The organism is Billgrantia lactosivorans, from assembly GCF_003254665.1.
In the GTDB taxonomy this organism is placed as follows: domain Bacteria; phylum Pseudomonadota; class Gammaproteobacteria; order Pseudomonadales; family Halomonadaceae; genus Halomonas; species Halomonas lactosivorans.
This window is the reverse complement of record NZ_QHGY01000017.1, coordinates 1-26,541: the sequence shown is the minus strand read 5'-3', so window position 1 is coordinate 26,541 and position 26,541 is coordinate 1. Positions and strand designations below refer to the sequence as shown.

The 26,541-nt window shown below is 68.0% G+C and carries 22 protein-coding genes and 1 pseudogene; 16 read left to right on the top strand and 7 right to left on the bottom strand.

From position 1 onward, the window contains the following. Nucleotides 1-111: 111 nt before the first annotated feature. Nucleotides 112-1,233 carry a PQQ-dependent sugar dehydrogenase gene (locus DIS04_RS19055; RefSeq protein ID WP_111415375.1) on the bottom strand — a complete coding sequence of 374 codons (1,122 nt, stop codon included), beginning with the start codon at nt 1,231-1,233 and terminating at the stop codon, nt 112-114. 119 nt (nt 1,234-1,352) lie between these two features. Here DIS04_RS19055 and DIS04_RS19050 point away from each other — a divergent pair, with 119 nt between their 5' ends. Both DIS04_RS19050 and DIS04_RS19045 read left to right on the top strand, forming a co-directional pair. Then, on the top strand, nt 1,353-2,720 hold the full coding sequence (locus tag DIS04_RS19050; RefSeq protein WP_111415374.1) for an MFS transporter: 1,368 nt from the start codon (nt 1,353-1,355) through the stop codon (nt 2,718-2,720). A gap of 15 nt (nt 2,721-2,735) precedes the next feature. Next, on the top strand, nt 2,736-3,485 hold the full coding sequence (locus DIS04_RS19045) for a sulfite exporter TauE/SafE family protein (protein WP_111415373.1): 750 nt from the start codon (nt 2,736-2,738) through the stop codon (nt 3,483-3,485). Nucleotides 3,486-3,506: 21 nt separating this feature from the next. Here DIS04_RS19045 and DIS04_RS19040 read toward each other — a convergent pair whose 3' ends face one another. Then, on the bottom strand, nt 3,507-4,742 hold the full coding sequence (locus tag DIS04_RS19040; protein ID WP_111415372.1) for an E22 family MetX-like putative esterase: 1,236 nt from the start codon (nt 4,740-4,742) through the stop codon (nt 3,507-3,509). 144 nt (nt 4,743-4,886) lie between these two features. On the opposite strand from DIS04_RS19040, the gene DIS04_RS19035 reads away from it, so the two are divergent. The 6 genes from DIS04_RS19035 to DIS04_RS19010 all read left to right on the top strand — a co-directional run bounded on the left by DIS04_RS19035 (nt 4,887) and on the right by DIS04_RS19010 (nt 11,830). After that, nucleotides 4,887-5,426: a retropepsin-like aspartic protease family protein gene (locus DIS04_RS19035; protein ID WP_111415371.1), complete on the top strand. Its 540-nt coding sequence runs from the start codon at nt 4,887-4,889 to the stop codon at nt 5,424-5,426. Beyond that, the gene (locus tag DIS04_RS19030; protein WP_111415370.1) at nt 5,423-6,412 is read left to right on the top strand and encodes a YihY/virulence factor BrkB family protein; all 990 of its coding nucleotides are present in this window, start codon (nt 5,423-5,425) and stop codon (nt 6,410-6,412) included. The genes DIS04_RS19035 and DIS04_RS19030 overlap by 4 nt, the downstream gene beginning before the upstream one ends. Then, on the top strand, nt 6,409-7,449 hold the full coding sequence (locus DIS04_RS19025) for an NAD(P)H-dependent flavin oxidoreductase (protein ID WP_111415369.1): 1,041 nt from the start codon (nt 6,409-6,411) through the stop codon (nt 7,447-7,449). The genes DIS04_RS19030 and DIS04_RS19025 overlap by 4 nt, the downstream gene beginning before the upstream one ends. A gap of 44 nt (nt 7,450-7,493) precedes the next feature. After that, nucleotides 7,494-9,221: a VRR-NUC domain-containing protein gene (locus tag DIS04_RS19020; RefSeq protein WP_111415368.1), complete on the top strand. Its 1,728-nt coding sequence runs from the start codon at nt 7,494-7,496 to the stop codon at nt 9,219-9,221. After that, on the top strand, nt 9,218-11,545 hold the full coding sequence (locus DIS04_RS19015; protein WP_111415367.1) for an ATP-dependent DNA helicase: 2,328 nt from the start codon (nt 9,218-9,220) through the stop codon (nt 11,543-11,545). The genes DIS04_RS19020 and DIS04_RS19015 overlap by 4 nt, the downstream gene beginning before the upstream one ends. Nucleotides 11,546-11,650: 105 nt before the next feature. Further along, complete coding sequence (locus DIS04_RS19010; protein WP_111415366.1) at nt 11,651-11,830, top strand: PLDc N-terminal domain-containing protein; 180 nt, start codon at nt 11,651-11,653, stop codon at nt 11,828-11,830. Nucleotides 11,831-11,858: 28 nt separating this feature from the next. Here DIS04_RS19010 and DIS04_RS20690 read toward each other — a convergent pair. The 3 genes and pseudogenes from DIS04_RS20690 to DIS04_RS18990 all read right to left on the bottom strand — a co-directional run bounded on the left by DIS04_RS20690 (nt 11,859) and on the right by DIS04_RS18990 (nt 13,002). Beyond that, nucleotides 11,859-12,065, bottom strand: a pseudogene (locus tag DIS04_RS20690) (DUF3565 domain-containing protein). Between the two features lie 26 nt (nt 12,066-12,091). After that, on the bottom strand, nt 12,092-12,619 hold the full coding sequence (locus tag DIS04_RS18995; protein WP_162623121.1) for a GspH/FimT family pseudopilin: 528 nt from the start codon (nt 12,617-12,619) through the stop codon (nt 12,092-12,094). A gap of 116 nt (nt 12,620-12,735) precedes the next feature. Further along, nucleotides 12,736-13,002 carry a PP0621 family protein gene (locus DIS04_RS18990; protein WP_111415363.1) on the bottom strand — a complete coding sequence of 89 codons (267 nt, stop codon included), beginning with the start codon at nt 13,000-13,002 and terminating at the stop codon, nt 12,736-12,738. Between the two features lie 98 nt (nt 13,003-13,100). On the opposite strand from DIS04_RS18990, the gene DIS04_RS18985 reads away from it, so the two are divergent. Continuing rightward, nucleotides 13,101-14,732 (top strand): NAD+ synthase, encoded by a 1,632-nt coding sequence (locus DIS04_RS18985; RefSeq protein ID WP_111415362.1) that lies wholly within the window; start codon nt 13,101-13,103, stop codon nt 14,730-14,732. A 70-nt stretch (nt 14,733-14,802) separates the two neighbouring features. On the opposite strand, the gene DIS04_RS18980 is transcribed toward DIS04_RS18985, so the two are convergent. Further along, entirely contained in the window at nt 14,803-15,627 is an 825-nt protein-coding gene (locus DIS04_RS18980; RefSeq protein ID WP_111415361.1) for an outer membrane protein assembly factor BamD, read from the bottom strand. A 117-nt stretch (nt 15,628-15,744) separates the two neighbouring features. Here DIS04_RS18980 and rluD point away from each other — a divergent pair, with 117 nt between their 5' ends. From rluD to ilvN, 5 genes are all read left to right on the top strand, one after another. Continuing rightward, nucleotides 15,745-16,704, top strand: a complete 960-nt coding sequence (gene rluD, locus DIS04_RS18975) for a 23S rRNA pseudouridine(1911/1915/1917) synthase RluD (protein WP_111415360.1) — start codon at nt 15,745-15,747, stop codon at nt 16,702-16,704. An 8-nt stretch (nt 16,705-16,712) separates the two neighbouring features. Next, nucleotides 16,713-17,468: a peptidoglycan editing factor PgeF gene (gene pgeF, locus DIS04_RS18970; RefSeq protein ID WP_111415359.1), complete on the top strand. Its 756-nt coding sequence runs from the start codon at nt 16,713-16,715 to the stop codon at nt 17,466-17,468. A 195-nt stretch (nt 17,469-17,663) separates the two neighbouring features. After that, complete coding sequence (clpB, locus tag DIS04_RS18965; protein WP_111415358.1) at nt 17,664-20,243, top strand: ATP-dependent chaperone ClpB; 2,580 nt, start codon at nt 17,664-17,666, stop codon at nt 20,241-20,243. A gap of 467 nt (nt 20,244-20,710) precedes the next feature. Next, nucleotides 20,711-22,435 carry an acetolactate synthase 3 large subunit gene (locus DIS04_RS18960; RefSeq protein WP_111415357.1) on the top strand — a complete coding sequence of 575 codons (1,725 nt, stop codon included), beginning with the start codon at nt 20,711-20,713 and terminating at the stop codon, nt 22,433-22,435. Beyond that, nucleotides 22,435-22,926 (top strand): acetolactate synthase small subunit, encoded by a 492-nt coding sequence (gene ilvN, locus DIS04_RS18955; RefSeq protein ID WP_111415356.1) that lies wholly within the window; start codon nt 22,435-22,437, stop codon nt 22,924-22,926. The genes DIS04_RS18960 and ilvN overlap by 1 nt, the downstream gene beginning before the upstream one ends. Before the next feature lie 58 nt (nt 22,927-22,984). Here ilvN and ilvY read toward each other — a convergent pair whose 3' ends face one another. Then, a complete protein-coding gene (ilvY, locus tag DIS04_RS18950; protein ID WP_111415355.1) occupies nt 22,985-23,872 on the bottom strand; it encodes an HTH-type transcriptional activator IlvY in 888 nt (295 codons plus the stop codon). A 178-nt stretch (nt 23,873-24,050) separates the two neighbouring features. On the opposite strand from ilvY, the gene ilvC reads away from it, so the two are divergent. After that, nucleotides 24,051-25,067: a ketol-acid reductoisomerase gene (gene ilvC, locus DIS04_RS18945; RefSeq protein WP_111415401.1), complete on the top strand. Its 1,017-nt coding sequence runs from the start codon at nt 24,051-24,053 to the stop codon at nt 25,065-25,067. 153 nt (nt 25,068-25,220) lie between these two features. Next, nucleotides 25,221-26,099, top strand: coding sequence for a CDP-diacylglycerol--serine O-phosphatidyltransferase (gene pssA / locus DIS04_RS18940; RefSeq protein WP_111415354.1), 879 nt, complete (start codon nt 25,221-25,223; stop codon nt 26,097-26,099). Nucleotides 26,100-26,541: the final 442 nt, after the last annotated feature.

Below are 26,541 nucleotides of genomic sequence, written 5' to 3'. Positions count from 1 at the left end.
GGGGTATGAGGATAAGTGAAGACGGTCTCTCTCCACGCTACGTGTGCGGCATGCTGCGTAGAGGGCGCGACCGGCGCGCAGCAGGCGCGGGCCGGTCGCAGGGGCCACAGGTCACGTCTCGGGCTCGAGCCGATAGAGCGTGCCGTTCTCATCGCCGGCGAGCACGTAGACCCGGCCGTCGGGCCCCTGGCGCACGTCGCGGACCGGGCCCACCGACTCGTCGAGCAGCTCTTCCACGCCGGCCACCTGATTGTCCCCGTCGACCTCGAGGCGATAGAGCTGCTCGCTTTCCAGGCCGCCGACGAGCAGGTCGCCCTCCCACTCGGGGTAGTGCTCCCCTTCGATCAGCGCCAGGCCTGATGGCGACACCTCCCCGGTGAAGCGATGGGCGGGCTCGACGATGTCGTCTTCGTTGAAGAACCCGCTGCTGGCACCCTGCTCCAGCAGCTCGGGGTCATCGTCCTCATCCGCCGCACCGTGATTCGCACCGGGCTGGATGAGCAACACTTCGTCATGACCGTTACTGCGAGCCTCCACGGCCCAGACGTTGCCGCGCTCGTCGTCCACCGCCAGCCCCAGGACGTGGCGATGGCCCCAGGAGAAGATCTCGGGCAGGAAGCCGGCCTCCTCGAGCAACGGGTTGTCCTCCGGCGCCAGGCCCTGCGGGTCGAGCCGCAGTATCGATCCGGCGTGGTCCTGGGTATCCTGGGCCCGTTCGGGGTCACTGCGGTCGCCGACCGACATCAGCAGGGTATCGTCCTTCAGCCAGGCCAGCCGCGAGCCGGCATGGGGACCGGGTTCGGAGCGCCGGTTCTGCTCGAACAACTCCTCCACGTCCACCAGCTGGTCGCCGGCCAGGCGCCCGCGCGCCAGCGCCGTGGCGGTGGCATCGTCGTCGCCGCTGGCGTAGGTGAAGTAGAGCCAACCGGTGTCGGGGTAGTCGGGCGAGGCGGCGACGTCGAGCAGGCCCGCCTGGCCCTCGACCTGGGTGTCGGGCAGGCCTTCGACCTGCTGCCGCTCGCCGTCATGGACGACCTGGAGCTGTCCGCTGCGTTCACTGATGACGTACAGCTCGCCGGGCAGTACGGCCACGCCCCAGGGCTGTTCGAGATCCTCGGCGACCGGTACCAGCCGCACGCCGTGGTGCTCGGTGTCCATGGATCGCTCTTCGGCATGCGCCGCTGCCACGGCCAGGGTCATCACCACCAGAGGGGTAGCGCTCAAGCGTTCCATTGCCTGCCTCCAGTCTGGAATGTAGTCCTCAGTGTAGTGAAAGCCGCCAAGTCGTCATGTTTGCCGCGAGAAGCTGATAGGCTAGGCGCTTCCGGGCAGGGCGAGGAGGACAGGCACAGATGAGCGCGATACCGGCCGCGGGCGGTACGGCACCCAGGCAGCGGGCGTCGAAGCGGGAAATCTTCGGCTGGGCGATGTTCGACTTCGCCAACCAGGCTTATACGCTGCTGATCATTACCGTGGTGTTCGGCGAGCTGTTCACCACCGTGATCGTCGGCGATCGCGGTGACGGCTTCCGCCTGGCCAACCTGCTGTGGAGCCTGGCGCTGGCCGTCAGTTACCTGCTGGTGGTGCTCACCGGCCCGCTGTGCGGCGCGGTGATGGATTACCGCGCGGCCAAGAAGCGCTTCCTGTTCATCAGCTACATCGCCACCGTGGTGGCCACCGCGCTGCTCTATTTCGTGGCGCCGGGCTACGTCATGCTCGGTCTGCTGCTGATCGTGATCTCGAACTACGCCTATTCCATGGGCGAGTCGTTCATTGCGGCGTTCCTGCCCGACCTCGGCCCGCCGCACGACCTCGGCAAGATCTCCGGCTTCGGCTGGGCACTGGGCTACGTCGGCGGCCTGTTCGCCGCCGGCTTCACCCTGCTGGTGCTGGGCGAGGCCACCGCCGAGAACTTCGAGCGTATCCGCTGGGTGGGCCCCTTCGCCGCGGTGTTCTTCCTGGTCGCCGCCATCCCCACCTTCCTATGGGTGAAGGAGCGCGGCACGCCGCAGCCGCACGCCAGGACCTACCGCGAGATCGCCTGGGAGCGCGTCTCCACCACCCTGCACGAGCTGCGGCGTTTCCGCGACCTGGGCATCTTCCTGGTGTCGCTGCTGTTCTCCATGGCCGGGGTCTACATCATCATCGCCTTCGCCTTCATCTACGGTGCCCAGGTGATCGGCTGGGACGAATCGATTCGCAACGTCATGTTCATCATCGTCCAGGTCACCGCGGCGGCCGGCGCGCTCGGCTTCGGTTTCCTCCAGGATCGCATCGGTACCAAGTTCACCTACCAGTTGACCCTGATGCTGTGGGTGGCGGCGATATTCGCCATCTGGGCCACGCCCGAGGTCACGGCTTTCCTCAATGCCAGCCTGGGGCTGGAGTGGGAGGCCCAGCACCTGTTCCTGTTCGTCGGCTGCCTGGCTGGGCTCTCGCTGGGCTCGAGCCAGTCGGCCAGCCGTGCCCTGGTGGGGCTGTTCTCGCCCACGCGCAAGGCCGCCGAGTTCTTCGGCTTCTGGGGCCTGGCCAACAAGCTGGCCGGGGTGTTCGGCATCATCGGCCTGGGGCTGCTGCAGTCGGTGGTGGGGCTGCAGGCCTCGATCCTGCTGTGCGCGGCACTGTTCATCGTCGCCATGCTGATCTGCCTGGCGGTCGACCAGGCCCGGGGGCAGCAGGCGGCCGCTGCGTGGGAGGCACGCAACGGAACCGCAGCCTGACAAGGAGTCCGCCGCATGGACCTCGATCCATTGCTGATGGCGCTGGTGGCGGCGACCTTCGTCGCCGCCGGCCTCGTCAAGGGCGTGATCGGCATGGGCATGCCCACAGTCTCGCTGGCCCTTCTCACGGCGACGGTGGGGCTGCCGTCGGCCATGGCCCTGCTGCTGGCTCCCACCCTCGTCACCAACGTCTGGCAGGCGCTGGTCGGGGGCTATCTCATGCGGATCCTGGGGCGGCTGTGGCCCTTCCTGCTGGCCTCGGTGGTCACCGTGTGGGTGGGCGTGGCCGTGCTTGCTCGGGTCGAGGTTCGCTGGCTCTCGGGGCTCCTGGGGGTGCTGATCGCTTTCTATGCGCTCGCCGGGCTGTTCGGTCTCGGCCTGGCCAAGTGGGTCAGCCGTGGCCGCCATGCCGCGCCGGTCAATGGGGCGCTGACGGGCCTGCTCACCGGCATGACCGGTTCGTCGGTGTTCCCCGGTGTGGCCTACCTGCAATCCCTCGGCCTGCCCCGGGACATGCTGATCCAGGCCATGGGCGTGCTGTTCGTGGTCACGACCGCCGCGCTGGGCCTCTCCATGGGCGGGCAGCGCCTGCTCAGCGTGGAGCTGGGGCTGCTATCGCTGGGCGCGGTGGTGCCGGCCCTCGTCGGCATGCAGCTCGGCCAGTGGCTGCGGCGTCGTCTCTCCGAAACCACCTTCCGACGTGTTTTCCTCAGTGGCCTGCTGGCCATGGGCGGCTACCTGCTGGCGCGCTCCCTGGCGGGCTAGCTCCGCCAGGGGGCGGACGCCTCATTCGGTCAGGAAGGTGCGCAGCCTGTCGCCGGCCTGGTCGATGGCGAGCACGCCGTCGAGGTGGCCACGGTTGCCCTCCAGCGCGACCAGCTCGACCTCGGTGCCGCCGGCTTCGATCATCTCGGCGGTCTGGCGCACCCCGTCGGGGGCGAAGACCAGGTCGTTCTCGCTGTAGAGCATCAGCGTGGGCGCCTCGATGCGAGCCAGGCCCTCTTCCACGCTGTCGCCGTGCCCGGCGATGAATGCCTGGTTGGCCTTGACCAGGTAGAGCAGGTGATTGGCATCGGCGAGCTCGGCCCGTGAGGCAGCGATGTCGTCGAGGGTCTGTTCGATGGCGTAGCGGGCCTCCAGTTCCTGGGTGGGGTCGGCGTCCTCGTCGGCCCAACTGCGATCGAAGGTCTCGTTGGCCCATCGCCAGTGGTTGGCGTTGAGGGTGACCAGCTTGAGCGATTCGCGCAGACCGTCCAGCGGCGGCTCGCTGTCGTAGTAGTCGCCGTCGTTCCAGTTGGCGTCCACGCGGATGGGCGCGGCCCAGGCGCCCAGGGTGGCCAGCAGCCAGGGGTCGGCGACGCCGCCGCCGATCACCGGGATCAGCCGCTCGACCCGCTCGGGATAGGCGCTGGCCCACTCGTAGGCCTGAAGCGCGCCCATCGAGGCGCCCATCACCGCGTGGAGTCGCTCGATGCCCTGGCTCTCGAGCAGCGCCTTCTGCACCTCGACGAAGTCGCGGATGGTGACCAGCGGGAAGTCGGTTCCCCAGGGCTCGCCGGTCTCGGGGTTGGTGGTGGCCGGCCCGGTGGTGGTCACGTTGGGGTCGTGGGCATTGAGGTTGACCAGGGTGTCCGCGGCGATGACGTAGTACTCGTCGGTGTCCAGCGGCTTGCCCGGGCCGATGATGGCGTCCCAGTAGCCGGGTGCCGCGTCCTCCTCGGCATAGCGGCCGGCGGCATGGCTGGTGCCGGAGAAGAAGTGGGTGATCAGGATGGCGTTGTCCTTGGCCTCGTTGAGCTCGCCGTAGGCCTCCCAACCGATGCGCAGCGGGGCGATGGTCTCGCCGCCGACGGTGGTGTACGACTCCATCTCGAAGACCTGCTTTTCGACCAGCCCGTCCCACGCCGCCACCGGCGTGGCGGTCAGCAGCAGGGCGGCGACGAGGGTGGTCGCGGCCGCGCTCGGGGCGGCGACGGAATGACGGGAAGCGAAAGCGGTCGAATATGCGAAGCTGTCTGGCATGTGGCTATCCTTGTTCTTGTCGAGACGCTGGTCGAGCCTGATCCGTGCGACGGGCGACCCGACCGGGGAGACTTGCCGCCCTAGAGTAAAGACAGCGAAGCCGAGGGTGTCAAAGCGGGCTGGCCGCGCCAACGGGGGTAGTCGATGCAGCGAGAGGGCGGTTCGATCCGGCGCGCCGGAATGGGCATGATGCTGCTGTTCTGGGTGGCGTTCATCGCTGTCGGCAGCTGGTGGTTCCACGGTTATCTCGAGACCCAGCGCAACCCCAACGCCCATCTGGTCAATGCCGTGAGCGGAGCGGAGGAGCCGATCGTGCTCGAGCGCAACCGCTCGGGACACTTCATCGCCACCGGACGCATCAACGACGAGCCGGTGGAGTTCCTGCTCGACACCGGCGCCACCTACGTGGCCGTATCGACCGCCCTGGCCGAGCGTCTTGAGCTGGAGCCGGCGGGTTCGGCCTGGTTCAACACCGCCAACGGGCGGGTGCGCGGTGAGCTCACCTGGCTCGAGGAGGTCAGCCTGGGTGGCTTTTCTGCCACGGGGGTGCGCGGCTCCATCAGCCCCGGGCTCGAGGGTGACGTGGCTCTGCTGGGAATGAGCTTTCTCAACCGCTTCAACATCGAGATTCGCGATGCGCGCATGATCCTGCGCCCGGCGCAGCAGACCAGGGGAGACGAATGAGGAAGTTCTGGCGAGGCAGGCGAGCCGACAATCCAAACCAGATACCCGCTACGGGCTGGCTGGACGTGCTCTGGCGGGTCAAGGCGGAGATGGCGGATGATCGGATCAACATGCTGGCGGCGGGGATCGCCTTCTACGCGCTGCTGTCGCTGTTTCCGGCCATGGGGGCGGTCATCTCGCTGTGGGCGCTGGTCTTCGATCCGATGCAGGTGGCGAGCCAGATCGGGGAGCTGAGTCGCTTCATGCCCCCGGGGGGCGCCCAGTTGATCAACGACCAGGCCGTGGAGGTGAGCGAGAACACCGATACCGGACTCAGCCTGACCGCGGTGCTCGGCCTGCTGGTAGCGATGTTTCTCGCCTCGAAGGGGGTGCGCGGGTTGATGATCGGGCTCAACGTGGTCTACGGCGAGGAGGACCGGCGCGGCCTGGGGCATCGCATGCTGGTGGTGGCCGCGCTGACCGTGGGGCTGATCGTGATATCGCTGGCCGCCACGATCTTCGTCGCGCTCTATCCTCTCGCCGTCGGCTGGCTGGCCCTGGAGGGCCCGCTGGTCACCCTGATCAAGTGGTTGCGCTGGCCGGCGCTGCTGCTGCTGATGATGTTCGTGATCGCCGTGCTCTACCGCTACGGCCCTTATCGCACCTCGCCGCGCTGGGAGTGGGTCAGCACGGGCACGGTGACGGCGACGCTGCTGTGGCTGCTGGGCTCCTCCGGGCTGTCGCTCTATGTCGGCCAGGTCGCTAACCTGGACCAGCTCTACGGCTCGCTGGGGGCCGTGGTGGTATTGATGCTGTGGTTCTGGCTTTCCTCGTTCGTCGTATTGCTGGGGGCCGAGATCAACGCTGAAATGGAGCGCCAGACCCGCCGTGACACCACGGTGGGCGAGCCCCGGCCGATGGGCCAGCGCGGCGCCTATGCTGCCGACACCGTGGGGCCGAAGCGGCCCCGGCAGCGCCCACGACGACAGCAGGGAGACGACCCATGAGCCTGACCCGCCAGCTCGGCCTCGACCTTCCTTTCTTTCAGGCCCCCATGGCCGGCGTGCAGGATGCCGCCCTGGCGGTGGCCGTGAGCGAGGCGGGCGGGCTGGGCGCCTTGCCCTGCGCCATGCTGACGCCCGAGGCGATGGCGGAAGAGCTGCGCCACTTTCGCGCGGCGACGGCGCGGCCGATCAACGTCAATTTCTTCTGTCATGCCCCGCCGCTACCGGACGAGGCGCGGCAGGCGCGCTGGCACCAGGCGCTTGCGCCCTACTACGCGGCGTACGGTCTCGACATCGACGATGTGCCGACGGGCGCTGGGCGACGCCCGTTCGATCACCAGGCCTGCGATGCCCTGGAGCCCTTTCGCCCCGAGGTGGTCAGCTTTCACTTCGGCCTGCCCGAGCCGGCGCTGCTCGAGCGGGTCAAGAGCTGGGGCGCGCTGGTGCTCTCCTCGGCCACCACGGTCGAGGAGGCGCGCTGGCTCGAGGCGCACGGCGCCGACGCGGTGATCGCCCAGGGGCTGGAGGCGGGCGGCCACCGCGGCATGTTCCTCACCGACGACGTTACCACTCAGCTCGGCACCTTCGCCCTGCTGCCGCAAGTGGCGGCGGCCGTCTCGCTGCCGGTGATCGCCGCCGGCGGCATCGCCGACGCCCGCGGCGTGGCGGCCGCGCTGACGTTGGGAGCCGGCGCCGTGCAGGTCGGCACCGCCTTCCTGTGCTGCCCCGAAGCCACCACCTCGGCGCTGCACCGCCGGGCGCTGCAGAGCGAAGCCGCGCGACACACCGCCCTGACCCGACTCTACACCGGGCGACCGGCACGCGGCATCGTCACCCGGCTGATGCGCGAACTGGGCCCGCTTGGCGACGTGGCGCCGGCCTTCCCGCTGGCCACCGCCGCCATTGCGCCGCTGCGCCGCGCCGCCGAGGCCGCGGGCAGCGCCGATTTCTCGCCGCTGTGGGCCGGCCAGCACGCCAGCGCCTGCCGGGAGGCGCCGGCCGCCGAGGTGGTGCGTTCACTTGCCGCAGGCCTGCGCTGAACGGTGAGGATGGCGCCGGGCCGCGGGGCTGATATCATGGATGCATGAACAGTATTCCAGGCGCCGCTTCGGTCACCGCTTCCCTCGACGATCCGCTCTATTACCTGGCGAACTTCCGTTTCGTCCTCGACTGGGTGAGCGAGCGCCACGGCGACCTGCTGACCGCGGCGGAGCGCCGTCTCGTCGCCGATTTCATGGCCCTGCCGCAGTCGTCCCAGGCGCTGCTGGTGCGCATGGTGATGCGCAAGGGCGAACTGTTTCGCAGCAGCAAGCTCGCCTATCCCGAGATCGGCGATACCCAGAGCGCCCTGGCGCCGCTCGTCGAGGCCGGCTGGATCGAGGCCGACCCGGCGCTGGGCCTCGTCGACCTGTTTCGCCTGCTGCGCCTGGCCGAGCTGCGCCAGGCGCTGGCGGGCGAGATCGCCGCTGCCGGGTTGTCGCCCAGGGCGAGCAAGGCGCAGCTGGGCGAAGCACTGGCGCCATGGCTGGAGCAGTCGCAGCGCCTGGAGGCGTGGTGGCCAGAGGCCAGCGACGTGCTGGCGGGGGAGCAGATCGTGCGGCTGACGGTGATGCCCTGGTGCGATCGATTGCGGCTGATGTTCTTCGGCAACCTGCGCCAGGACTGGGCCGAGTTCGTGCTCGCCGAGCTCGGCCTGCAGCGCTTCGAACGGGTCGAGGCGACCCCCGGCTCGCGCGCCTTTCACCGCCGCGAGGAGGTCGACGCCTACCTGCTCCTGCACCGGCTGCGCGAGCGCCTCGAGGCCGGCGAGGAACCCGCAACGCTGGAGGCCGAGATCCCCGACGTGCCGGAGGGCAACGCCTGGCTGAACCAGCGCCGCGGCCGGCTGCTGTTCGCTCTCGGCCATGCCGCCGAGCGCGGCGGCGAGGAGGAGCGGGCACTGCGGCTCTATGCGGCGAGCGGCGACGGACCGGGAGGCCAGGTGGAAGCGCGCATCCGCCGCCTGCGCCTGCTGGAGCGGCGGGGCGAGTACCGCCAGGCTCATGCCCTGGCGATCCAGGCCTGGGACTCGGCTGCCGGCGAGCAGGAAGCCCAGGCGTTGGCGCGGCTGCTGCCGAGGCTCTGCCGCCGGCTGGGGCTGGTGCCGCCGGAGCGTGAGCCGGAGGCGGCGCCGCCACGATTCGACCTGTGCCTGCCGCGCGCCGGCATGGGGGGCGTCGAGCAGGCCGTGGCCGAGCACCTGAGCCGCCCCGAGGCTCCCGTGCACTATGTCGAGAACGTCCTCGTCACGGGGCTGTTCGGCCTGCTCTGCTGGCCGGCGCTGTTCGCGCCGCTGCCCGGCGCCTTCTTCCACCCCTTCCACGGCGGCCCGGCGGATCTCCATCGCGACGACTTCGTGGCCCGCCGACGCGAGCGCTTCGCGGCCTGCCTGGCACGGCTCGATGCCGGTACCCATGACGAGGCGATCTGGCGCACCTGGCGCGACAAGCACGGCCTGGCCTCGCCCTTCGTCCACTGGGAAGGACTCGACGAGGTGCTCATCGAGCAGGCGCTCGCCTGCATACCCGCGGCGCACCTGCGGGCCTGCTTCGAACGCCTGCTGGCCGACCTCCGGGCCAACCGCGCCGGCCTGCCCGACCTGATCCAGTTCCTGCCGGGCGCCACGGGTGGGCCCCGCTACCGGCTGATCGAGGTGAAGGGCCCCGGCGACAGGCTGCAGGACAACCAGCGCCGCTGGCTGGCGTTCTTCCGGGGGCAGGGGATCGACGCGGTGGTCTGCCACGTCAGCTGGCAGGCGGAGGCGATGCCATGAGCGATGCCGCCAAGGCGTGCGAGGTGACGCCCTACCGGGTGGCGGTGCGGGCGCTGTGCGACTTCACCGCCCGCGCGGGCGATCTCGACCATCGCTTCACCCCGTCGCCCAGCGCTCGCGAAGGCATTGCCGGCCATGCCCGGGTGACGGCGCGGCGCGGCGAGGGTTACGAGCGCGAGATTGCCCTGAGCGGCTGCCATCGCGGTCTCCTCGTCAGCGGCCGCGCCGACGGCTTCGACCCGGCGAGCCAGTGCCTCGAGGAGATCAAGACCCACCGCGGCGACCTGTCGCGCATGGCGGCCAACCAGCGCGCCCTGCACTGGGCCCAGGTCAAGGTCTACGGGGCGCTGCTGTGCGCCGAGCGGGGGCTCGACTCCCTGACCCTGGCGCTGGTCTACCTCGACATCGGCAGCGAATGCGAGACGCGCCTGACCGAGGAGGCCAGCGCCGCCGAACTCACCGCCTTCTTCGAGTCCCAGTGCGAGCGCTTCCTGGGCTGGGCCGAGCAGGAGCGGGCCCATCGCCAGGCGCGCGATGCTGCCCTGGTCGAACTCCGTTTCCCCCACGCCGGCTTTCGCTCCGGCCAGCGCGAGCTGGCCGAGGGCGTCTACAAGGCGGCGGCCACTGGCCGCTGCCTGTTGGCCGAGGCCCCGACCGGCATCGGCAAGACCGTGGCCACGCTGTTTCCCAGCCTCAAGGCGATGCCGCGCCAAGCCATCGACCGGCTCGCCTTCCTGACCATGAAGACCCCCGGGCGGCGACTGGCGCTGGAGTCCCTGGACCGGCTGGGGGCGGGCGGCGGAAAGGATGGGGCAGGGGGCGGCGAGCAGCGCCTTCCCCTGCGGGTGTTGGAGCTGGTGGCCCGCAGCAAGGCCTGCGAGCACCCCGACAAGACCTGTCATGGCGATGCCTGTCCGCTCGCCGCCGGCTTCTACGACCGGCTGCCCGCCGCCCGCCAGGCCGCGGTGGCACGCGGCTGGCTCGACCGCGAGGCGCTGCGCGAGGTGGCGCTCGAGCACGGCATCTGCCCCTACTACCTGGGCCAGGAGCTGGCGCGCTGGAGCGATGTCTGCGTGGGCGATGTCAATCACTACTTCGATGCATCGGCGCTGCTCCACGGCCTGGCGCAGGCCAACGGCTGGCGCCTGGCGCTGCTGGTGGACGAGGCTCATAACCTGGTGGAGCGTGCCCGCGGCATGTACAGCGGCGAGCTGCACCAGCGCGCCTTCGGCCAGCTGCACCGCCAGGCCCCGGCGCCACTGATCAAGCCCCTCGGTCGGCTGGTGCGCCAGTGGCAGGCCCTGCTGCGCGAGCAGGGCGGGGCCGACGAGGGCCGGGTGGGCCAGCCGGCCTACCGCGTGCTCGACGACCTGCCCGGGCGGTTTGTCGGCGCCGTGCAGCAGGCGGCTGCGGCGATCACCGACTACCTGGCCGAGCACCCGGGCGGTGCCGACCCGCTCCTGCAGGAGCGGCTGTTCGAGGCCCTGGGCTTCTGTCGCCTGGCCGAAGCCTTCGGCGAGCACTCGCTGTGCGACCTGACCCGGCACGGTCGCGGCCGCGCGGTGCTGGGCCTGCGCAACGTGGTGCCGGCGGACTTCCTCGCCCCGCGCTTCGCCCTGGCCCACAGCAGCGTCCTGTTTTCCGCCACCCTGAGTCCGTCGCACTACCATCGCGACCTGCTGGGCTTGCCCCGCGACTGCGTCTGGCAGGCGGTCGCCTCGCCGTTTCGCGCCGAGCAGCTCGAGGTGCGCATCCGCGGCGGCATCTCGACGCGGCTGCGCGATCGTGAGGCCTCGCTGGACCCGATCGTGGACGAGCTGGCCGGCCAGTTCCGTCGCCTCCCCGGCCTCTACCTCGCCTTCTTCAGCAGCTTTGCCTACCTCCAGGCGGTGGAGGCGCGGCTGGCGCAGCGTTACCCCGAACTGCCCCGCTGGAGCCAGACCCGCGGCATGCGCGAGGTCGAGCGCGAGGCCTTCCTGGCGCGCTTTCAGCCGGGCGCGCAGGGCATCGGCTTCGCGGTGCTGGGCGGGGCCTTCGGCGAGGGCATCGACCTGCCCGGCGAGCGGCTGGTCGGGGCCTTCATCGCCACCCTGGGGCTGCCGCCGTTCGACCCCTTCAACGAGGCGCTCAAGGTAAGGCTGGAGTCACGCTTCGGCTGTGGCGATGCCTATGCCTACCGCATCCCCGGCCTGATCAAGGTGGTCCAGGCCGCGGGCCGGGTGATCCGAAGCCCGCGGGACCGCGGCACCCTGGTGCTGATGGACGACCGCTTCCAGCGCCGGGACGTGCGCCGGCTGCTGCCCGAGTGGTGGCGACTCGGCTGATCGGCATTACCTCGGTTCACCTGCGGTAACAGTTTCTGTTTGTTACCTTCGCCGCCGCGTGCTACTCCTTGAACCAACACCAACCGCGGGACAAGGAGATGTCTGATGGGAATCGAAGTGGGCGGCCTGCTGGGCCTGATCTGGCTGATCATACTGGTATGGGCGATCGTCAAGGTGGCCAAGAGTTCGGCCGGCCCCATCGCCAAGCTGCTGTGGATCATCGTGCTGCTGGTATTTCCGCTGGTCGGGCTGATCATCTGGCTGTTGATGGGGCCAAAGGGTTAGCAGGTTCGCCGCCGCCGCGACCGGGCGGTCAGGGATTGTCGCGGGGCTCGCCGCGGTCGCACTTGACGCACGACAGCTCGAGACCGAGGCGCGAACGGCGCCCGGCCGCCGTCGTGACCCAGGGGCGCTCGACCTAGGGCGGCTGGTGGCGGACATGCTGGTTGTGTCCGCATGCCAGCTCGGCGACCCAGTGCCCCTCGTCGTCACGGTGATAACCCACGATGGCTTGCCGCATGCAGGCTCCTGTGAGGCATGGCGGGGTCAGCAGTCGAGGGTGCCGCCGGCGCGCACCCGGCCGAAGTTGCTGAGCACCAGTTCGGCACCCTGTTCGTGGCGACCGCAGATACGGAAGGTACCATTGTGTCCCGCAGGCCGCCCCAGCGCGCCGTAGCGAACCGGCTTGCCGTCCCGGCGATAGCGGACGCTAACGCCGCGGCCGGCCTCGATCACTCGCAGCAGGGCCCCTTCGTCGAATTCGCTGCCCGCCAGCGGGCCGAGCACGATGGCCAGCGGGGCGCTCCAGTCGCGGGTATCGCAGCGCCGGTGGTCGGGGCTGGGGCAGACGATCACCGTGCTGCGCCGGGTGATGGCGCTATTACGCCCCAGCGACAGCGCCACCCGGAGACGGTGTGCTTCGGCGATGACCTCCTGGCGGGCGTTCATCGCCTGGAGGCCGGGCACGGCCCAGCCCATCAGCAGGATAGCCACGGCGATGACCACGAGGAGCTCGATGAGGGTGAGGCCGCGCTGGCCCGGGGCGGTGGCGGAGGCAATACGAGCCGCATCCATGGCGCTCTCCTGGAGGGATTCCCGGTCACGAGGCATCCACTCTAGTCGAGCCTGGGGTGGCGTCTATCAGTCATTGCCGATGGAATTTGTAGGCGATTGCCACCAGCGCCCGCCGGCTACTCCCCGGGGGGCTGCTGCTCCTGCAGGAAGCGATCGCGATGGGCGCTGCTGCAGAACCACTCGCCCTGGTCGCGCACGGCGTCGCTCTCCGGCACGTGTACCTGGCACCAGGCGCAGCGTACCATCGGTCGCCCCTCCTGGGTCGACTCGTCATCGAGCCGGTTCTCGCGGTCCAGCTTCCATTCGCGGTACATGCGGTAGAGCTTCAGGCCGGCGAAGAACAGCACGGCGAAGATGATCAGCCGAATCAGCAACAGGTTCATCCTTGTTCGTCTCCCAGGTGGGGGCTAGCGGCTTTGCCAGCCGGACGCCCTTGCGGGACAATACAATGACTATGGATTCTCAAGAGATTTCTACGCCCATGCAAGATTTGACGCTGGTGATGGCGCAGCTGGACCCGCTGGTGGGGGACATCCCCGGCAACGCCGATCGTGCCATCGAAGCCGTTCGCGAGGCGCGCATCGAACATGGTGCCGATATCGTGGTGTTTCCGGAGCTGTTCCTGAGCGGCTACCCGCCCGAGGACCTGTTGCTGCGCCCTTCCATGGAGACCCGCTTGCGCCAGGCGCGTTCCCGCATGGCGGCGAAGATGTCCCGCGACGTGCTGGTGATCATCGGCTACCCCGGCCGGCGCGAGGGGCTTGGCTACAACCTGGCCGGCCTGCTCTACAACGGCGAATGGATCGGCGAATATGCCAAGCAGGTGCTGCCCAACTACCAGGTCTTCGACGAGCGGCGCTACTTCGCCACCGGCGACGAGAGCCTGGTGATCGAGCACAAGGGTGCCAGGCTCGGCGTGCTGATCTGCGAGGACATCTGGGATGGGGCGCCGGTGCGGGCGGCACGTGAGGCGGGAGCGGACATTCTCGTCACGCTCAACGCCTCGCCCTACCACCAGGACAAGCCTGCCGAGCGCCTGCGCCTGCTCGAGCAGCGCGCCTCCGAGGTGTCGCTGCCGATGGTCTATGTCAATACCATCGGCGGGCAGGACGAGCTGGTCTTCGACGGCGGCTCGGCCTGCGTCGATGCCGAGGGCCAGGTGCGGGTGGTGGCGCCCTACTGGCAGGCGGGCCTGATGCCGGTACAGCTGATTCAGGAGGCGGGCAGGTGGGTGCCGCAGGAGGGCGAGATCGAGCCTTCCGAGGCGCCCGAGGAGAGCCTCTACTGCGCGCTGGTCAGCGGCGTACGCGACTACGTCAACAAGAGCGGCTTCCAGGGCGTGGTGCTGGGGCTCTCCGGCGGCATCGACTCGGCCCTGTCGCTTGCCATCGCGGTGGACGCGCTGGGGCCGCAGCGGGTGCATGCTGTGATGATGCCCTATCGCTACACCGCCGACATCTCCCAGGAAGACGCCGCCGAGCAGGCGCGGCTGCTCGGCGTTCACTACGAGGTGCTGCCGATCGAGCCCATGGTCGACGCCTTCCTGGCCACCCTGGCCGACACCTTCGCCGGCACCGAGCGCGACACCACCGAGGAGAACCTGCAGTCGCGCTGTCGTGGTGTGCTGCTGATGGCGATCTCCAACAAGAAAGGCCTGATGGTGCTCACCACCGGCAACAAGAGCGAGATGGCGGTGGGCTACGCCACGCTCTACGGCGACATGGTGGGCGGCTTCAATGCGCTCAAGGACGTCTACAAGACCTGGGTCTATCGCCTGGCCCGCTGGCGCAACACCCAGTCGCCGGCGATCCCCGAACGTGTCATCACGCGCCCGCCCTCCGCCGAGCTGGCACCCGACCAGAAGGACACCGACTCGCTGCCCGACTACGACACCCTCGACGCCATCCTGGCGCGCTACATCGAGGGCGACATGAGCGCCGAGGCGATCATCGCCGCCGGCTTCGAGCGCGACGACGTCTACCAGGTGGTCAGGTTGGTCGATCGCAACGAGTACAAGCGACGCCAGGCGCCGGTCGGCGTGCGGGTGACGCCGCGTGGGTTCGGTCGCGACCGTCGCTACCCCATCGTCAATGGCTGGCAGGCCGGCGACTGAGGAGCCAATGGGCAACGAGAGGAACCCGCGAGCAGGCTCGCGGGTTCCCGGTGTCGCGCTTCGGCTGCGCTCAGGCGGAGAGCGAGTCCGCGCGCACGTGCTGCGGTCGGAAGGTGCGGCCGCGCAGACGGTCGTTGTTGGGGTCGTTCTCGATCAGCACCTGCAGCACCTCGCGGGCGCGATCGCGCATGTCGAGACCCAGGTATCCCTCGACCATCACCGCCAGCGCATCGCGGGTGGCCTCGGCTTCGGGATAGTTCTCGACCACCCAGCGTCCGCGTTCGACGGCGGCCAGGTAGGCGCCCTTGCGCAGGTAGAAATCGGCGACGTGAAGCTCGTGGCGGGCCAGCACGTTGCGCAGGTAGACGATGCGCTGCTCGGCGTCCGGCGCGTATTCGCTGTCGGGGTAGCGTGACACCAGCTCGCGGAAATCGGTGTAAGCGTCGCGGGACGCGCCCAGGTCGCGCTTGGAGATGTCGATCAGGCGCAGCCGTTCGAGGCTGAAGCGACCCGCCTGCCACGAGGCCAGCCCGCGCATGTAGAGGGCGTAGTCGGCTTGCGGATGCGTGGGGTGCAGGCGGATGAAGCGACTGGCGGCGGCGCGGGTGGCTTCCCAGTCGCTGGTCTCGTAGTAGGCGTAGATCAGCTCGAGCTGGGCCTGTTCGGCATGGCGGCCGAAGGGGTAGCGCGTATCGATGGCCTCGAGGCGCGAAATGGCGGTGGTGTAGCGGCCGTCCTCGAGCGCGTCGCGCGCCTCGTCGTAGAGCTGCTGTTCGGCAACACCTTCGAACTCGTCTGGCTCTTCTTCCGTGGCAGACCTGCCGGCACAGCCGCTGACCAGGGCGGCCGCCAGGAGCAGGGCGATAAGGCGTGTGGCGATGGGGGAAACGCGCATCGTGATCCTCGTGTCTAACAAGCCGTGTCGGCCGTGGTAGAATCGACCGTAACCCGTCCACTATAAAGCACCTCGCGTGAAAACGCAGTCCGAGGATGCTGACAGCGATACCCCCCTATGCCCCAGATCGTGGAAGCCCAGCAACGCGTGCCCGTCACTCTGGCCGGCTGTCGCCTCGACCAGGCCGCCGCCGAACTCTTCGCCGACCATTCCCGCGAGCGCCTCAAGGGCTGGATCAAGCAGGGAGCGCTGACCGTCGACGGCCGTCCGGGCAAGCCCAAGGACAAGATGGCTGGCGGCGAGTGGCTGCAGCTCGCCGCCGAGCTCGAGGAGGAGGTGCGCTTCGAGCCCGAGGCGATACCGCTTGACGTCATCCATGAGGATGACGAAGTGCTGGTCATCGACAAGCCGGCGGGCCTGGTGGTGCATCCCGCCGCGGGCAACCCCGACGGCACTCTGCTCAACGCGCTACTGCATCACTGCCCGGGCCTGGCCACGGTGCCGCGGGCCGGCATCGTGCACCGCCTGGACAAGGACACCACCGGACTGATGGTGGTGGCCAAGAGCCTGGCCGCTCAGACGGCCCTGGTGGAGCAGCTCCAGGCGCGAACGGTGTCGCGCGAGTACGATGCAGTCAGTGTCGGCGTGATGACCTCCGGCGGCACGGTGGACGCCCCTATCGGCCGGCACCCCAAGGATCGCAAGCGTCAGGCGGTGCACGCCGGCGGCAAGCCGGCGGTGACCCACTATCGCGTGGTCGAGCGCTTCCGCGCCCATACCCACGTGCGCTGCCGGCTCGAGACCGGCCGCACCCACCAGATTCGCGTGCACCTGGCGCACCGACGCTTCCCGCTGGTTGGCGATCCGGTATACGGTGGGCGGCTCAAGCTGCCGGCCGGGGCCAGCGAGGCGCTCAAGAATCTGCTACGGGCGTTTCCCCGCCAGGCGCTGCATGCCCGCAAGCTGGCCTTCCGCCACCCTGCCAGTGGTCAGCCGGTCGAGTTCCGGGCCGCGCTGCCCGACGACCTGCTGCTGTTGATCGATTACCTGCGTGACGACCACGAGGCCATGCGCTGAGGAGCCCCATGAGCGACGCCCCCCATCTGCAACCGACCCTGATCGAGCCCGACTGGCCGGCCCCCGCCAGCGTCGGGGCCTTTGTCACCACGCGCGAGACCGGCCCCAGCCAGGGTGAGTTCGCCTGCTTCAACCCGGCCGACCAGGTAGGCGACAATCCCGCGCACGTGGCGCTGTGCCGCCGCCTGATCGGCGCCGAGCTTGACGACGAGAGGCCGCTGCTGTGGCTCCAGCAGGTCCACGGCGCCCGGGTGCAGGCGAGCCATACGGAGGCCGTTACCGAAGCCGATGCCTCGGTAGCCTTCGATCGCGGCCACGCCTGCGTGGTGCTCACCGCCGATTGCCTGCCGGTGTTCTTCTGCGACCGCCAGGGCACCCGCGTCGGCGTGGCCCATGCGGGGTGGCGGGGGCTGGCCGGCGGGGTGCTCGAAGCCACCGTGGCGGCGCTCGCCGCCCCGCCAGAGGAGCTGCTGGCCTGGTTGGGGCCGGCGATCTCCAACGCCCAGTTCGAAGTGGGACCCGAGGTGCAGCAGGCCTTCGTCGGCGTGCACCCGGAGGCGGCGGTCGCCTTCGACCCCAGCCCCTACCGCCTGGGTCACTACATGGCCGACCTCTACAAGCTCGCGCGGCTGCGCCTGGAACGGCTCGGTGTCGCCCACGTCAGCGGCGGCCACTTCTGCACCGCCTGCGAGTCGCGCTTCTATTCGCATCGTCGCGACGATGGCAGGACCGGGCGCATGGCCAGCGTCATCTGGTTGAGGTGAACCGCTCCGGAGGTGATGAACGGAATCACCCTGTCGCGCCGTCCTGCTGGACTTGACCCACGTCAAGCTGACGCACTCCTCCCCTGGCCGACGACTTGAAAGCCGGCCACGCTGACTCCATTGAGACTGTCAATACGATACGACAGGGCCAAGCGGCGCGTCCGACCGCGCCGCCATCCCGATGGAGGAAAGCGAATGCGTTTCGACAAGTTCACCGCCAAGCTGCAGAACGCCGTGGCCGACGCCCAGTCCCTGGCCGTGGGGCGGGGGCACAACCAGCTCGAGCCCGGCCACCTGCTGCTGGCACTGCTCGATGCCCGGGACACCGGCATCAAGGCGCTCGTCCAGAAGGCCGGCGGCGATGCCGCGCGCCTGCGCGACACCCTGGTGGGTCACCTCGACGACCTGCCCCAGGTCGGCCAGTTCACCGGCGAGGTCCAGCCCTCGCGCGACCTGATCAAGCTGTTCAACCTGACCGACCGCGAGGCGCAGAAACGCGGAGACCAGTACATCGCCAGCGAGCTGGTGCTGCTGGCCGCTCTCGAGATGGGGCATGCCGTGACCAAGCTGCTGACCCAGGCCGGGGTGACCCGCAAGGGGCTCGAGAGCGCCATCGACAGCGTGCGCGGCGGAGAGAAGGTCGACGACCCCAACGCCGAGGAGCAGCGCGAGGCGCTGGAGAAGTACACCCTCGACCTGACCGAGCGCGCCGCCGACGGCAAGCTCGATCCGGTAATCGGCCGCGACGACGAGATCCGCCGCACCATTCAGGTGTTGCAGCGGCGCACCAAGAACAACCCGGTGCTGATCGGCGAGCCCGGCGTGGGCAAGACCGCCATCGTCGAGGGACTGGCCCAGCGCATCGTCAACGGCGAGGTGCCGGAGGGGCTCAAGGACAAGCGCGTGCTGTCGCTCGACATGGGCTCGCTGCTGGCCGGGGCCAAGTTCCGCGGCGAATTCGAGGAGCGCCTGAAGGCGGTGCTCAAGGAGCTGGCCCAGGAGGAGGGCCGGGTGATTCTGTTCATCGACGAGCTGCACACCATGGTCGGCGCCGGCAAGGCCGAGGGCGCCATGGATGCCGGCAACATGCTCAAGCCGGCGCTGGCCCGCGGCGAGCTGCACTGCGTGGGCGCCACCACCCTCGACGAGTACCGCAAGTACATCGAGAAGGATGCCGCACTCGAGCGGCGCTTCCAGAAGGTGCTGGTCGACGAGCCCTCCGAAGAGGACACCGTGGCGATCCTGCGCGGTCTCAAGGAGCGTTACGAGGTGCACCACGGGGTCGACATCACCGACGGCGCGATCATCGCCGCGGCCAAGCTCTCGACCCGCTACATCACCGACCGCCAGCTGCCCGACAAGGCCATCGACCTGATCGACGAGGCGTCGTCGCGCATCCGCATGGAGCTCGACTCCAAGCCCGAGGAGATGGACCGCCTCGACCGCCGGCTGATCCAGCTCAAGATGGAGCGCGAGCACCTCAAGAAGGAGACCGACGAGGCGTCGAAGAAGCGCCTCGAGAGCCTGCAGGAACAGATCGACGACCTGGAGCGCGAATACGCCGACCTCGAGGAGATCTGGAAGGCCGAGAAGGCCAGCATTCAGGGCGCCGCCCAGTTCAAGGACGAGCTCGACCGCGCCCGCATCGATCTGGAGCAGGCGCGCCGTCAGGGCGACCTCGGTCGCATGTCGGAGCTGCAGTACGGGGTCATCCCCGAGCTGGAGAAGAAGATCGCCGAAACCAGCGAGACGGAGGCCGACACCTCGCAGCACAAGCTGCTGCGCTCCAATGTCACCGAGGAGGAGATCGCCGAGGTGGTGTCGCGCTGGACCGGCATTCCCGTCTCCAAGATGCTCGAGGGCGAGCGCGACAAGCTGCTGCGCATGGAGCAGGCGCTGCATCAGCGCGTGATCGGCCAGGAGGAGGCGGTCGAGGCGGTGGCCAACGCGGTGCGCCGCTCGCGGGCCGGGCTCGCCGACCCCAACCGGCCCAACGGTTCGTTCCTGTTCCTCGGCCCCACCGGGGTGGGCAAGACCGAGCTGTGCAAGGCGCTGGCGAGCTTCCTCTTCGACACCGAGGAGGCGATGGTGCGCATCGACATGTCGGAGTTCATGGAGAAGCACTCCGTGGCGCGACTGATCGGCGCACCGCCCGGCTACGTGGGCTACGAGGAGGGCGGCTACCTGACCGAGGCGGTGCGGCGCAAGCCCTACTCGGTGCTGCTGCTCGATGAGGTCGAGAAGGCGCATCCGGACGTCTTCAACATCCTGCTGCAGGTGCTGGAGGACGGGCGCCTCACCGACGGCCAGGGGCGCACCGTGGACTTCCGCAACACCGTGATCGTGATGACCTCCAACATGGGCTCGGACATCATCCAGCGCATGGGCGGCGACGAGCACTATGACGAGATGAAGCGTGCGGTCATGGACGTGGTCGGCACGCACTTCCGTCCCGAGTTGATCAACCGCATCGACGAGGTGGTGGTGTTCCATGCCCTGCGCCAGGAGCAGATCGAGGCCATCGCCGGGATCCAGCTCGACCGCCTGCGGGCACGTCTCGCCGAGCACGGCATGCAGCTCGAGGTCAGTGCCGCGGCCATGGCCCAGCTCGCCCAGGCGGGCTTCGATCCCGTGTTCGGTGCGCGACCGCTCAAGCGGGCGATCCAGAGCCGTATCGAGAACCCGCTGGCCCAGGACCTGCTGGCCGGGCGCTTCGCCACTGGTGACGTGATCCATGTCGAGGAGGAGGCGGGCAAGCTCGTGTTTCGTGCCTGATACACGGGCATAACGGGTTGCCCGGTACAGCCGCCGGCAAACGACTACACTGTCTTATAGGTTGCGTCCTGTAACCCCCTTGCCCGCCCGCGGCTTCGCCGGCGGGCTTTTTTATGGTGTTCCAACCTCCCGGAGGCCGCCCACGGTTGACACTTCCGCTAGGCTGTTGGAATCTTGAGCGTTCCTGATTTGCGGGCGCGGACTCCTGCGGGCAACCCCCCATTCCCGCGCGAAGGGTAGGCCGCCTGGCCTCTACCCGCCGAAGGATTCCGGAGCCGGCCAACCGCCGGGTCCGGCCAATGCCCCGACGCGGCGATCCGCCGTGATGAGAGTGCAGGCCCCAACCGGGCCTAATGCCAGGGTTTGGCATCAGGTGTCGGCCTCGCCGACAGCGGCATACCGCCGCACTCGAATCCGTACCCGTTGCGGGACGGATCGCACTCGAGACCTCCAGGGGAGATACACAAGTGGAATTGCTTTCCGGCGCGGATATGATCGCCCGATTCCTGCAGGATGAAGGCGTCGAATACATCTATGGCTATCCGGGCGGCGCGGCGCTGCACATCTACGATGCGCTGTTCCGTCAGGACAAGGTCAAGCACATCCTGGTGCGCCACGAACAGGCGGCCACCCACGCCGCCGACGGCTATGCACGCGCCTCCGGCAAGCCCGGCGTGGTGCTGGTCACCTCCGGCCCCGGCGCCACCAACGCCGTCACCGGCATCGCCACCGCCTACATGGACTCGATTCCCATGGTGGTGCTGTGCGGCCAGGTGATGAGCCACCTGATCGGCGATGACGCCTTCCAGGAAACCGACATCATCGGCGTGACCCGCCCGATCGTGAAGCACAGCTTCTCGATCAAGCACCCGACCGAGATCCCCGAAGTCCTCAAGAAGGCCTTCTACCTGGCCTCGACGGGACGTCCCGGCCCGGTGGTGGTGGATATTCCCAAGGACATGACCGCACCCACCGAACGCTACGAGTACGTCTATCCGAAGAAGGTCAAGATGCGCTCCTACAACCCGGTGGCACGGGGGCACACCGGCCAGATCAAGAAGGCCGTGGAGATGATGCTCAAGGCCAAGCGCCCGGTCTTCTACACCGGCGGCGGGGTCGTTACCGGGCGTGCCTGCGAGGGCCTGACCGACCTGGTCAAGCGCCTCGGCTATCCCATCACCACCACGCTGATGGGCATCGGCGCCTACCCGCAGAGCGACCGCCAGTGCCTGGGCTGGCTGGGCATGCACGGCTCCTACGAGTCGAACATGGCCATGCACCACGCCGACCTGATCATCGCCATCGGGGCGCGCTTCGACGACCGCGTGACCAACAACACCTCCAAGTTCTGCCCCACCGCCAAGATCATCCACGTCGACATCGATCCCAGCTCGGTGTCGAAGACGGTGCGTGCCGACGTGCCCATCGTCGGGCCGGCGGCCAGCGTCATCGACGAGATGATCAGCCTGGTGCAGGGCAAGGAGATCGCCCACCCTGAGGCCTTGGCTGAGTGGTGGGACAAGATCGACGGCTGGCGCGAGGAGCGTCGCGGCAAGCTCTACGAGCCCTCGAAGCCCGGCGAGCAGCTCAAGCCGCAGGAGGTGATCGAGGCGCTGTGCGAGGTGACGCGCGGCGAGGCCTACGTCACCACCGACGTGGGCCAGCACCAGATGTTCGCCGCCCAGTACTACAAGTTCGACAAGCCCAACCGCTTCATCACCTCGGGCGGGCTCGGCACCATGGGCTTCGGTTTCCCGGCGGCCATGGGCATCAAGCAGAACTTTCCCGACGAGCAGGTAATCTGCGTCACCGGGGAGGGCAGCTTCCAGATGATGATGCAGGAGCTCTCCACCTGTAAGCAGTTCGGCGGCGGAGTGAAGATCATCAACCTCAACAACGCGTCGCTGGGCATGGTGCGTCAGTGGCAGGACCTCAACTACAAGTCGCGCCACGCGCACTCCTACATGGAGTCGCTGCCCGACTTCGCCAAGCTGATCGAGGCATATGGCTTCACCGCGCTGCGGGTGGAGACGATGGACGAGCTGCGCCCGGCGCTGGAGCGTACCTTCGCCGACAAGCATGAGCTGGTGTTCGTCGACGTCATCGTCGACCCGCGCGAGCACGTTTATCCGATGCAGGTGCCCCTGGGCTCCATGCGTGACATGCTGCTTTCCAAGACGGAGCGGACCTGATGCGCCATATCATCTCGATTCTCATGGAAAACGAACCGGGCGCACTGTCTCGCGTGGTGGGGCTGTTCTCGCAGCGCAACTTCAACATCGAGACGCTCAACGTGGCGCCCACCGAGGACCCGTCGCTGTCGCGGCTGACCGTGACCACCGTCGGCGACGACCGGGTGATCGAGCAGATCACCAAGCACCTCAACAAGCTGATCGACGTGATCAAGCTGGTCGACCTCACCGAGGGCAACCACATCGAGCGCGAGCTGATGCTGGTCAAGGTCAAGGCGCTGGGGGCCGCACGCGACGAGGTCAAGCGTACCGTCGATATCTTCCGCGCGCAGATCGTCGACGTGACACCAAGCCTATACACCGTGCAGATCACCGGTGACGCGCCCAAGCTCGATGCCTTCCTTCAGGCCATGGGGCCGGTGGGTGTGCTCGAGGTGGCGCGCACCGGCGTGTCCGGTATCGCCAGGGGCGACAAAGTTCTCAGCCTCTGACTACCGTGTCTGCAGTATCGACAAGCCGCCTTTCGAGGCGGCTTTTTCGTGGGCCGGCTTAACGCTCCTCGACTTCGTCCCATAGCGCCTGGATCAGCGGGCTCTTTAGCTGGCGATTGAGCACGCACAGTCCGACGTCGTAGTGCGGCAGTTCGGGCTTCACCGGCAGCACGCGCACCCGCTCGGCGAGCGGGCTCGCGTCGAGCACGATCTTCGGCACCACGCCGATGCCGAAGCCGAGCCCCACCATGCTGACGATCGCCTCGTGGCCGGCCACCTGGGCGTAGATCCTTGGTGCCACGCCCAGTGCCCTGAACCAGGTATCGGCATACTCGCGCGACAGCCCCGCCTCGGAGAGGACCATCGGTACGACCCGCCACTGCACGGCGGAGGGAGAGTCGGGCGTGGTCGGGATCCAGTCGGCCGGTTCCACCGGAGCGATAAACACCAGCGGCGAGCGGGTCAGTGACTTGAAGGCCAGTGCCCCCGGGGCACTGCGTGGCCGTGGCGTGATCGCCATGTCCTCCTCGCCGGCCAGCACTCGGTTCATCGCCTCTGCCGGGTCGCCCGTGTGCAGCTTGAGCTCGATGCGCGGATGGCGCAGGCGAAAATCGCTGAGCAGATCGTAGAGGAAGCTGTAGCTGGCCGTGACCGAGCAGTAGATGCTGATCTCGCCGGCCAGCTCCTCGGCATGGTTGCTCAGGGTGTGGCGCAGCAGTTCCCACTGGGCCAGGGCCTCGCGAGCGTAGGCCTGAAACGCCTGGCCTTGGCGCGTCAAACTGACATGGCGGTTGTCGCGCACGAACAGCGGCGTCTCGAGGGTTTCCTCGAGCTGGCGAATGGTACGCGAGAGCGTCGAGGGGCTGACGTGGCACAGCTCGCTGGCACGACCGAAGTGCAGCGTGTCGGCCAGGGTGAGAAACTGCTTGAGGGGGCGCATGTCCATGGGCTGAATTATTGCATGATTCGGCACGTGACGTTGCAAATATCGCGTTTTACGCAACATGGCTGTGGCGTTAAGGTGGGGACATCGAATGAGCCGACTCCCAGCACCGCGACAGACGGTGCGGGTGGCCGTCAACGCTGACACCAACTCCGCCTACTTCCGCTTTCAGGAGCACACCATGCGCGTCTACTACGACAAGGACTGCGACCTCTCCCTCATCCAGGGCAAGAAGGTCACCATTGTGGGCTACGGCTCCCAGGGCCATGCCCACGCCAACAACCTCAAGGAGTCCGGCGTCGACGTCACCGTCGCGCTGCGCTCGGGTTCCGCTTCCGCGGCCAAGGCCGAAGGTGCCGGCCTCAAGGTCGCTTCCGTCGAAGAGGCGTGCAAGAGCGCCGATGTGGTCATGATCCTGGCCCCCGACGAGAACCAGAAGGCGATCTACGAGAGCCAGGTCGAGCCGAACCTCAAGCAGGGCGCCACGCTCGCCTTCGCCCACGGTTTCAACATCCACTACAACCAGATCGAGCCTCGCCGCGACCTCGACGTGATCATGATCGCGCCCAAGGCGCCGGGCCACACCGTGCGCTCCGAGTTCGTCAAGGGCGGCGGCATTCCCGACCTGATCGCCATCCATCAGGACGCCTCCGGCAAGGCCAAGGAGCTCGCGCTCTCCTACGCCGCGGCCATCGGCGGCGGGCGCAGCGGGATCATCGAGACCACCTTCAAGGACGAGACCGAGACCGACCTGTTCGGCGAGCAGGCCGTGCTGTGTGGCGGCGCGGTGGAGCTGGTCAAGGCCGGTTTCGAAACCCTGACCGAGGCCGGTTACGCCCCCGAGATGGCTTACTTCGAGTGTCTGCACGAGCTCAAGCTGATCGTCGACCTGATGTACGAGGGCGGCATTGCCAACATGAACTACTCCATCTCCAACAACGCGGAGTACGGCGAGTACGTGACCGGCCCCGAGGTGATCAACGAGCAATCCCGCCAGGCCATGCGCAATGCGCTCAAGCGCATCCAGACCGGCGAGTACGCCAAGATGTTCATCCAGGAAGGCGGTTCCAACTATCCGTCGATGACGGCCCGTCGGCGCCTGAACGCCGAGCACGAGATCGAACAGGTCGGCGCCAAGCTGCGTGGCATGATGCCATGGATCGCTGCCAATCAGCTGGTCGACAAGAGCAAGAACTGAGTCGCCTGGCTCGTTACGACCGGGACAAGGGCGCGGATTTCCGCGCCCTTGTTGCATCCGGCTGCCGGCCGCTGCGCTTTTCGCCCCGGTATCACCGTGTAGAATGAGGGGCAGCACTTTCGAGTGGCCCCATTCTGGCAACGGACGAAGCGAATGAGTCAGGATCCCCGCAGCACCGAGCACGACAGCCATCGCGATGGCGCCCAGACAGACCCTGCCGCCGGCAAGGACGAGCGATCGGAGGAGGAGGATCTGGCCGCTGCCTTCGTGCGCGAAACGGAGGTGGTCGAGGAGTCGATCGAGGATGGCAAGAAAGTCCGCCGCAGGGGGATCTACCTGCTGCCCAACCTGTTTACCACCTCCGCCCTGTTTGCCGGGTTCTTCTCGGTGGTCGCCGGCATCAACGGCGACTTCACGGCGGCGGCCGTGGCGATCTTTATCGCCATGGTGCTCGACGGCCTGGATGGCCGCGTGGCACGGCTGACCAATACCCAGAGCGCCTTCGGAGCCGAGTACGACAGCCTTTCCGACATGCTCTCCTTCGGCGTGGCGCCGGCGCTGGTGGCGTTCACCTGGATTCTCCAGGATATCGGCAAGACCGGTTGGGTCGTGGCCTTCCTCTACGTGGCCTGTGCGGCACTGCGCCTGGCGCGTTTCAATGTGCAGATCGGCAGCGTCGACAAGAAGTGGTTCATCGGACTGCCCAGCCCCTCGGCGGCGGCCTTCGTGGCGGCCAGCGTGTGGACCTTTCACAGCTTCGATGCGGAAGCCGTAGGCTTCAAGCTTCTGATGTTGTTTGTCGTTGCGGCGGCGGGCGTACTGATGGTCAGCAACATCCGCTATTACAGCTTCAAGGACATCGACCTCAAGGGGCCGGTGCCCTTCGTGGTGCTGCTGGCCATCGTGCTCGGCTTCGTGGTGGTTTCGGTCGAGCCCTCCGTCATGCTGCTGCTGCTGTTCGGCGCCTATGTGGCTTCGGGGCCGACGCTGGCCATCATGCGCAAGATGAAGCATGCGCCTCCCGAAGGCTGAGTGTACTTGTGCCCACTTTCAACGCCCGCCTCGAGCGGGCGTTGTCGTCTCCGCCTCGCCTTTTCTTTCCACAGGCCCTCATCATTCGGGCCTGTGGAGAGCGCGGCCTATCACGGCGCCGTCACCCTCCTGAAACTTTTTTACAGGAAGGCCTTGCGGGGTCTGCGAGGAATACGTAAAGTACGCATCCGCTGCCGGCAACGGGCCAACGTGACCGGCGGCGGAAGTGGAGAAGTGCTTGTTTCTGTTTGGTTTTTTCGGGTCGGCTAGAGAGATTCGTGATTGACAGAAGCGCCGGAGACGGTAAAATGCACCACCACGCTGAAGGACGCCGGCAGGAACGGCGCTTCGCGGCCAGGATCACCTCGGTGGCGGCAGCGAAGAGAGTTGACAAGCTCAGCCACTTCAGTAGAATACGCCTTCCTCGCAGGGCGCTGGCGAG

Excerpts from the sequence above, each read along its gene's own strand:
- DIS04_RS18980 (WP_111415361.1), bottom strand. The coding sequence starts at position 15,627 with ATGCGCGTTTCCCCCATCGCCACACGCCTTATCGCCCTGCTCCTGGCG.
- pgeF (WP_111415359.1), top strand. The coding sequence starts at position 16,713 with ATGAGCGACGCCCCCCATCTGCAACCGACCCTGATCGAGCCCGACTGG.
- ilvC (WP_111415401.1), top strand. The coding sequence starts at position 24,051 with ATGCGCGTCTACTACGACAAGGACTGCGACCTCTCCCTCATCCAGGGC.
- DIS04_RS19050 (WP_111415374.1), top strand. The coding sequence starts at position 1,353 with ATGAGCGCGATACCGGCCGCGGGCGGTACGGCACCCAGGCAGCGGGCG.
- DIS04_RS18990 (WP_111415363.1), bottom strand. The coding sequence starts at position 13,002 with ATGAACCTGTTGCTGATTCGGCTGATCATCTTCGCCGTGCTGTTCTTC.
- DIS04_RS19045 (WP_111415373.1), top strand. The coding sequence starts at position 2,736 with ATGGACCTCGATCCATTGCTGATGGCGCTGGTGGCGGCGACCTTCGTC.
- rluD (WP_111415360.1), top strand. The coding sequence starts at position 15,745 with ATGCCCCAGATCGTGGAAGCCCAGCAACGCGTGCCCGTCACTCTGGCC.
- pssA (WP_111415354.1), top strand. The coding sequence starts at position 25,221 with ATGAGTCAGGATCCCCGCAGCACCGAGCACGACAGCCATCGCGATGGC.
- DIS04_RS19055 (WP_111415375.1), bottom strand. The coding sequence starts at position 1,233 with ATGGAACGCTTGAGCGCTACCCCTCTGGTGGTGATGACCCTGGCCGTG.
- ilvN (WP_111415356.1), top strand. The coding sequence starts at position 22,435 with ATGCGCCATATCATCTCGATTCTCATGGAAAACGAACCGGGCGCACTG.
- DIS04_RS19010 (WP_111415366.1), top strand. The coding sequence starts at position 11,651 with ATGGGAATCGAAGTGGGCGGCCTGCTGGGCCTGATCTGGCTGATCATA.
- DIS04_RS19025 (WP_111415369.1), top strand. The coding sequence starts at position 6,409 with ATGAGCCTGACCCGCCAGCTCGGCCTCGACCTTCCTTTCTTTCAGGCC.
- ilvY (WP_111415355.1), bottom strand. The coding sequence starts at position 23,872 with ATGGACATGCGCCCCCTCAAGCAGTTTCTCACCCTGGCCGACACGCTG.
- DIS04_RS18985 (WP_111415362.1), top strand. The coding sequence starts at position 13,101 with ATGCAAGATTTGACGCTGGTGATGGCGCAGCTGGACCCGCTGGTGGGG.
- DIS04_RS18995 (WP_162623121.1), bottom strand. The coding sequence starts at position 12,619 with ATGGATGCGGCTCGTATTGCCTCCGCCACCGCCCCGGGCCAGCGCGGC.
- DIS04_RS19035 (WP_111415371.1), top strand. The coding sequence starts at position 4,887 with ATGCAGCGAGAGGGCGGTTCGATCCGGCGCGCCGGAATGGGCATGATG.
- DIS04_RS19020 (WP_111415368.1), top strand. The coding sequence starts at position 7,494 with ATGAACAGTATTCCAGGCGCCGCTTCGGTCACCGCTTCCCTCGACGAT.
- DIS04_RS19040 (WP_111415372.1), bottom strand. The coding sequence starts at position 4,742 with ATGCCAGACAGCTTCGCATATTCGACCGCTTTCGCTTCCCGTCATTCC.
- DIS04_RS19015 (WP_111415367.1), top strand. The coding sequence starts at position 9,218 with ATGAGCGATGCCGCCAAGGCGTGCGAGGTGACGCCCTACCGGGTGGCG.
- DIS04_RS19030 (WP_111415370.1), top strand. The coding sequence starts at position 5,423 with ATGAGGAAGTTCTGGCGAGGCAGGCGAGCCGACAATCCAAACCAGATA.
- clpB (WP_111415358.1), top strand. The coding sequence starts at position 17,664 with ATGCGTTTCGACAAGTTCACCGCCAAGCTGCAGAACGCCGTGGCCGAC.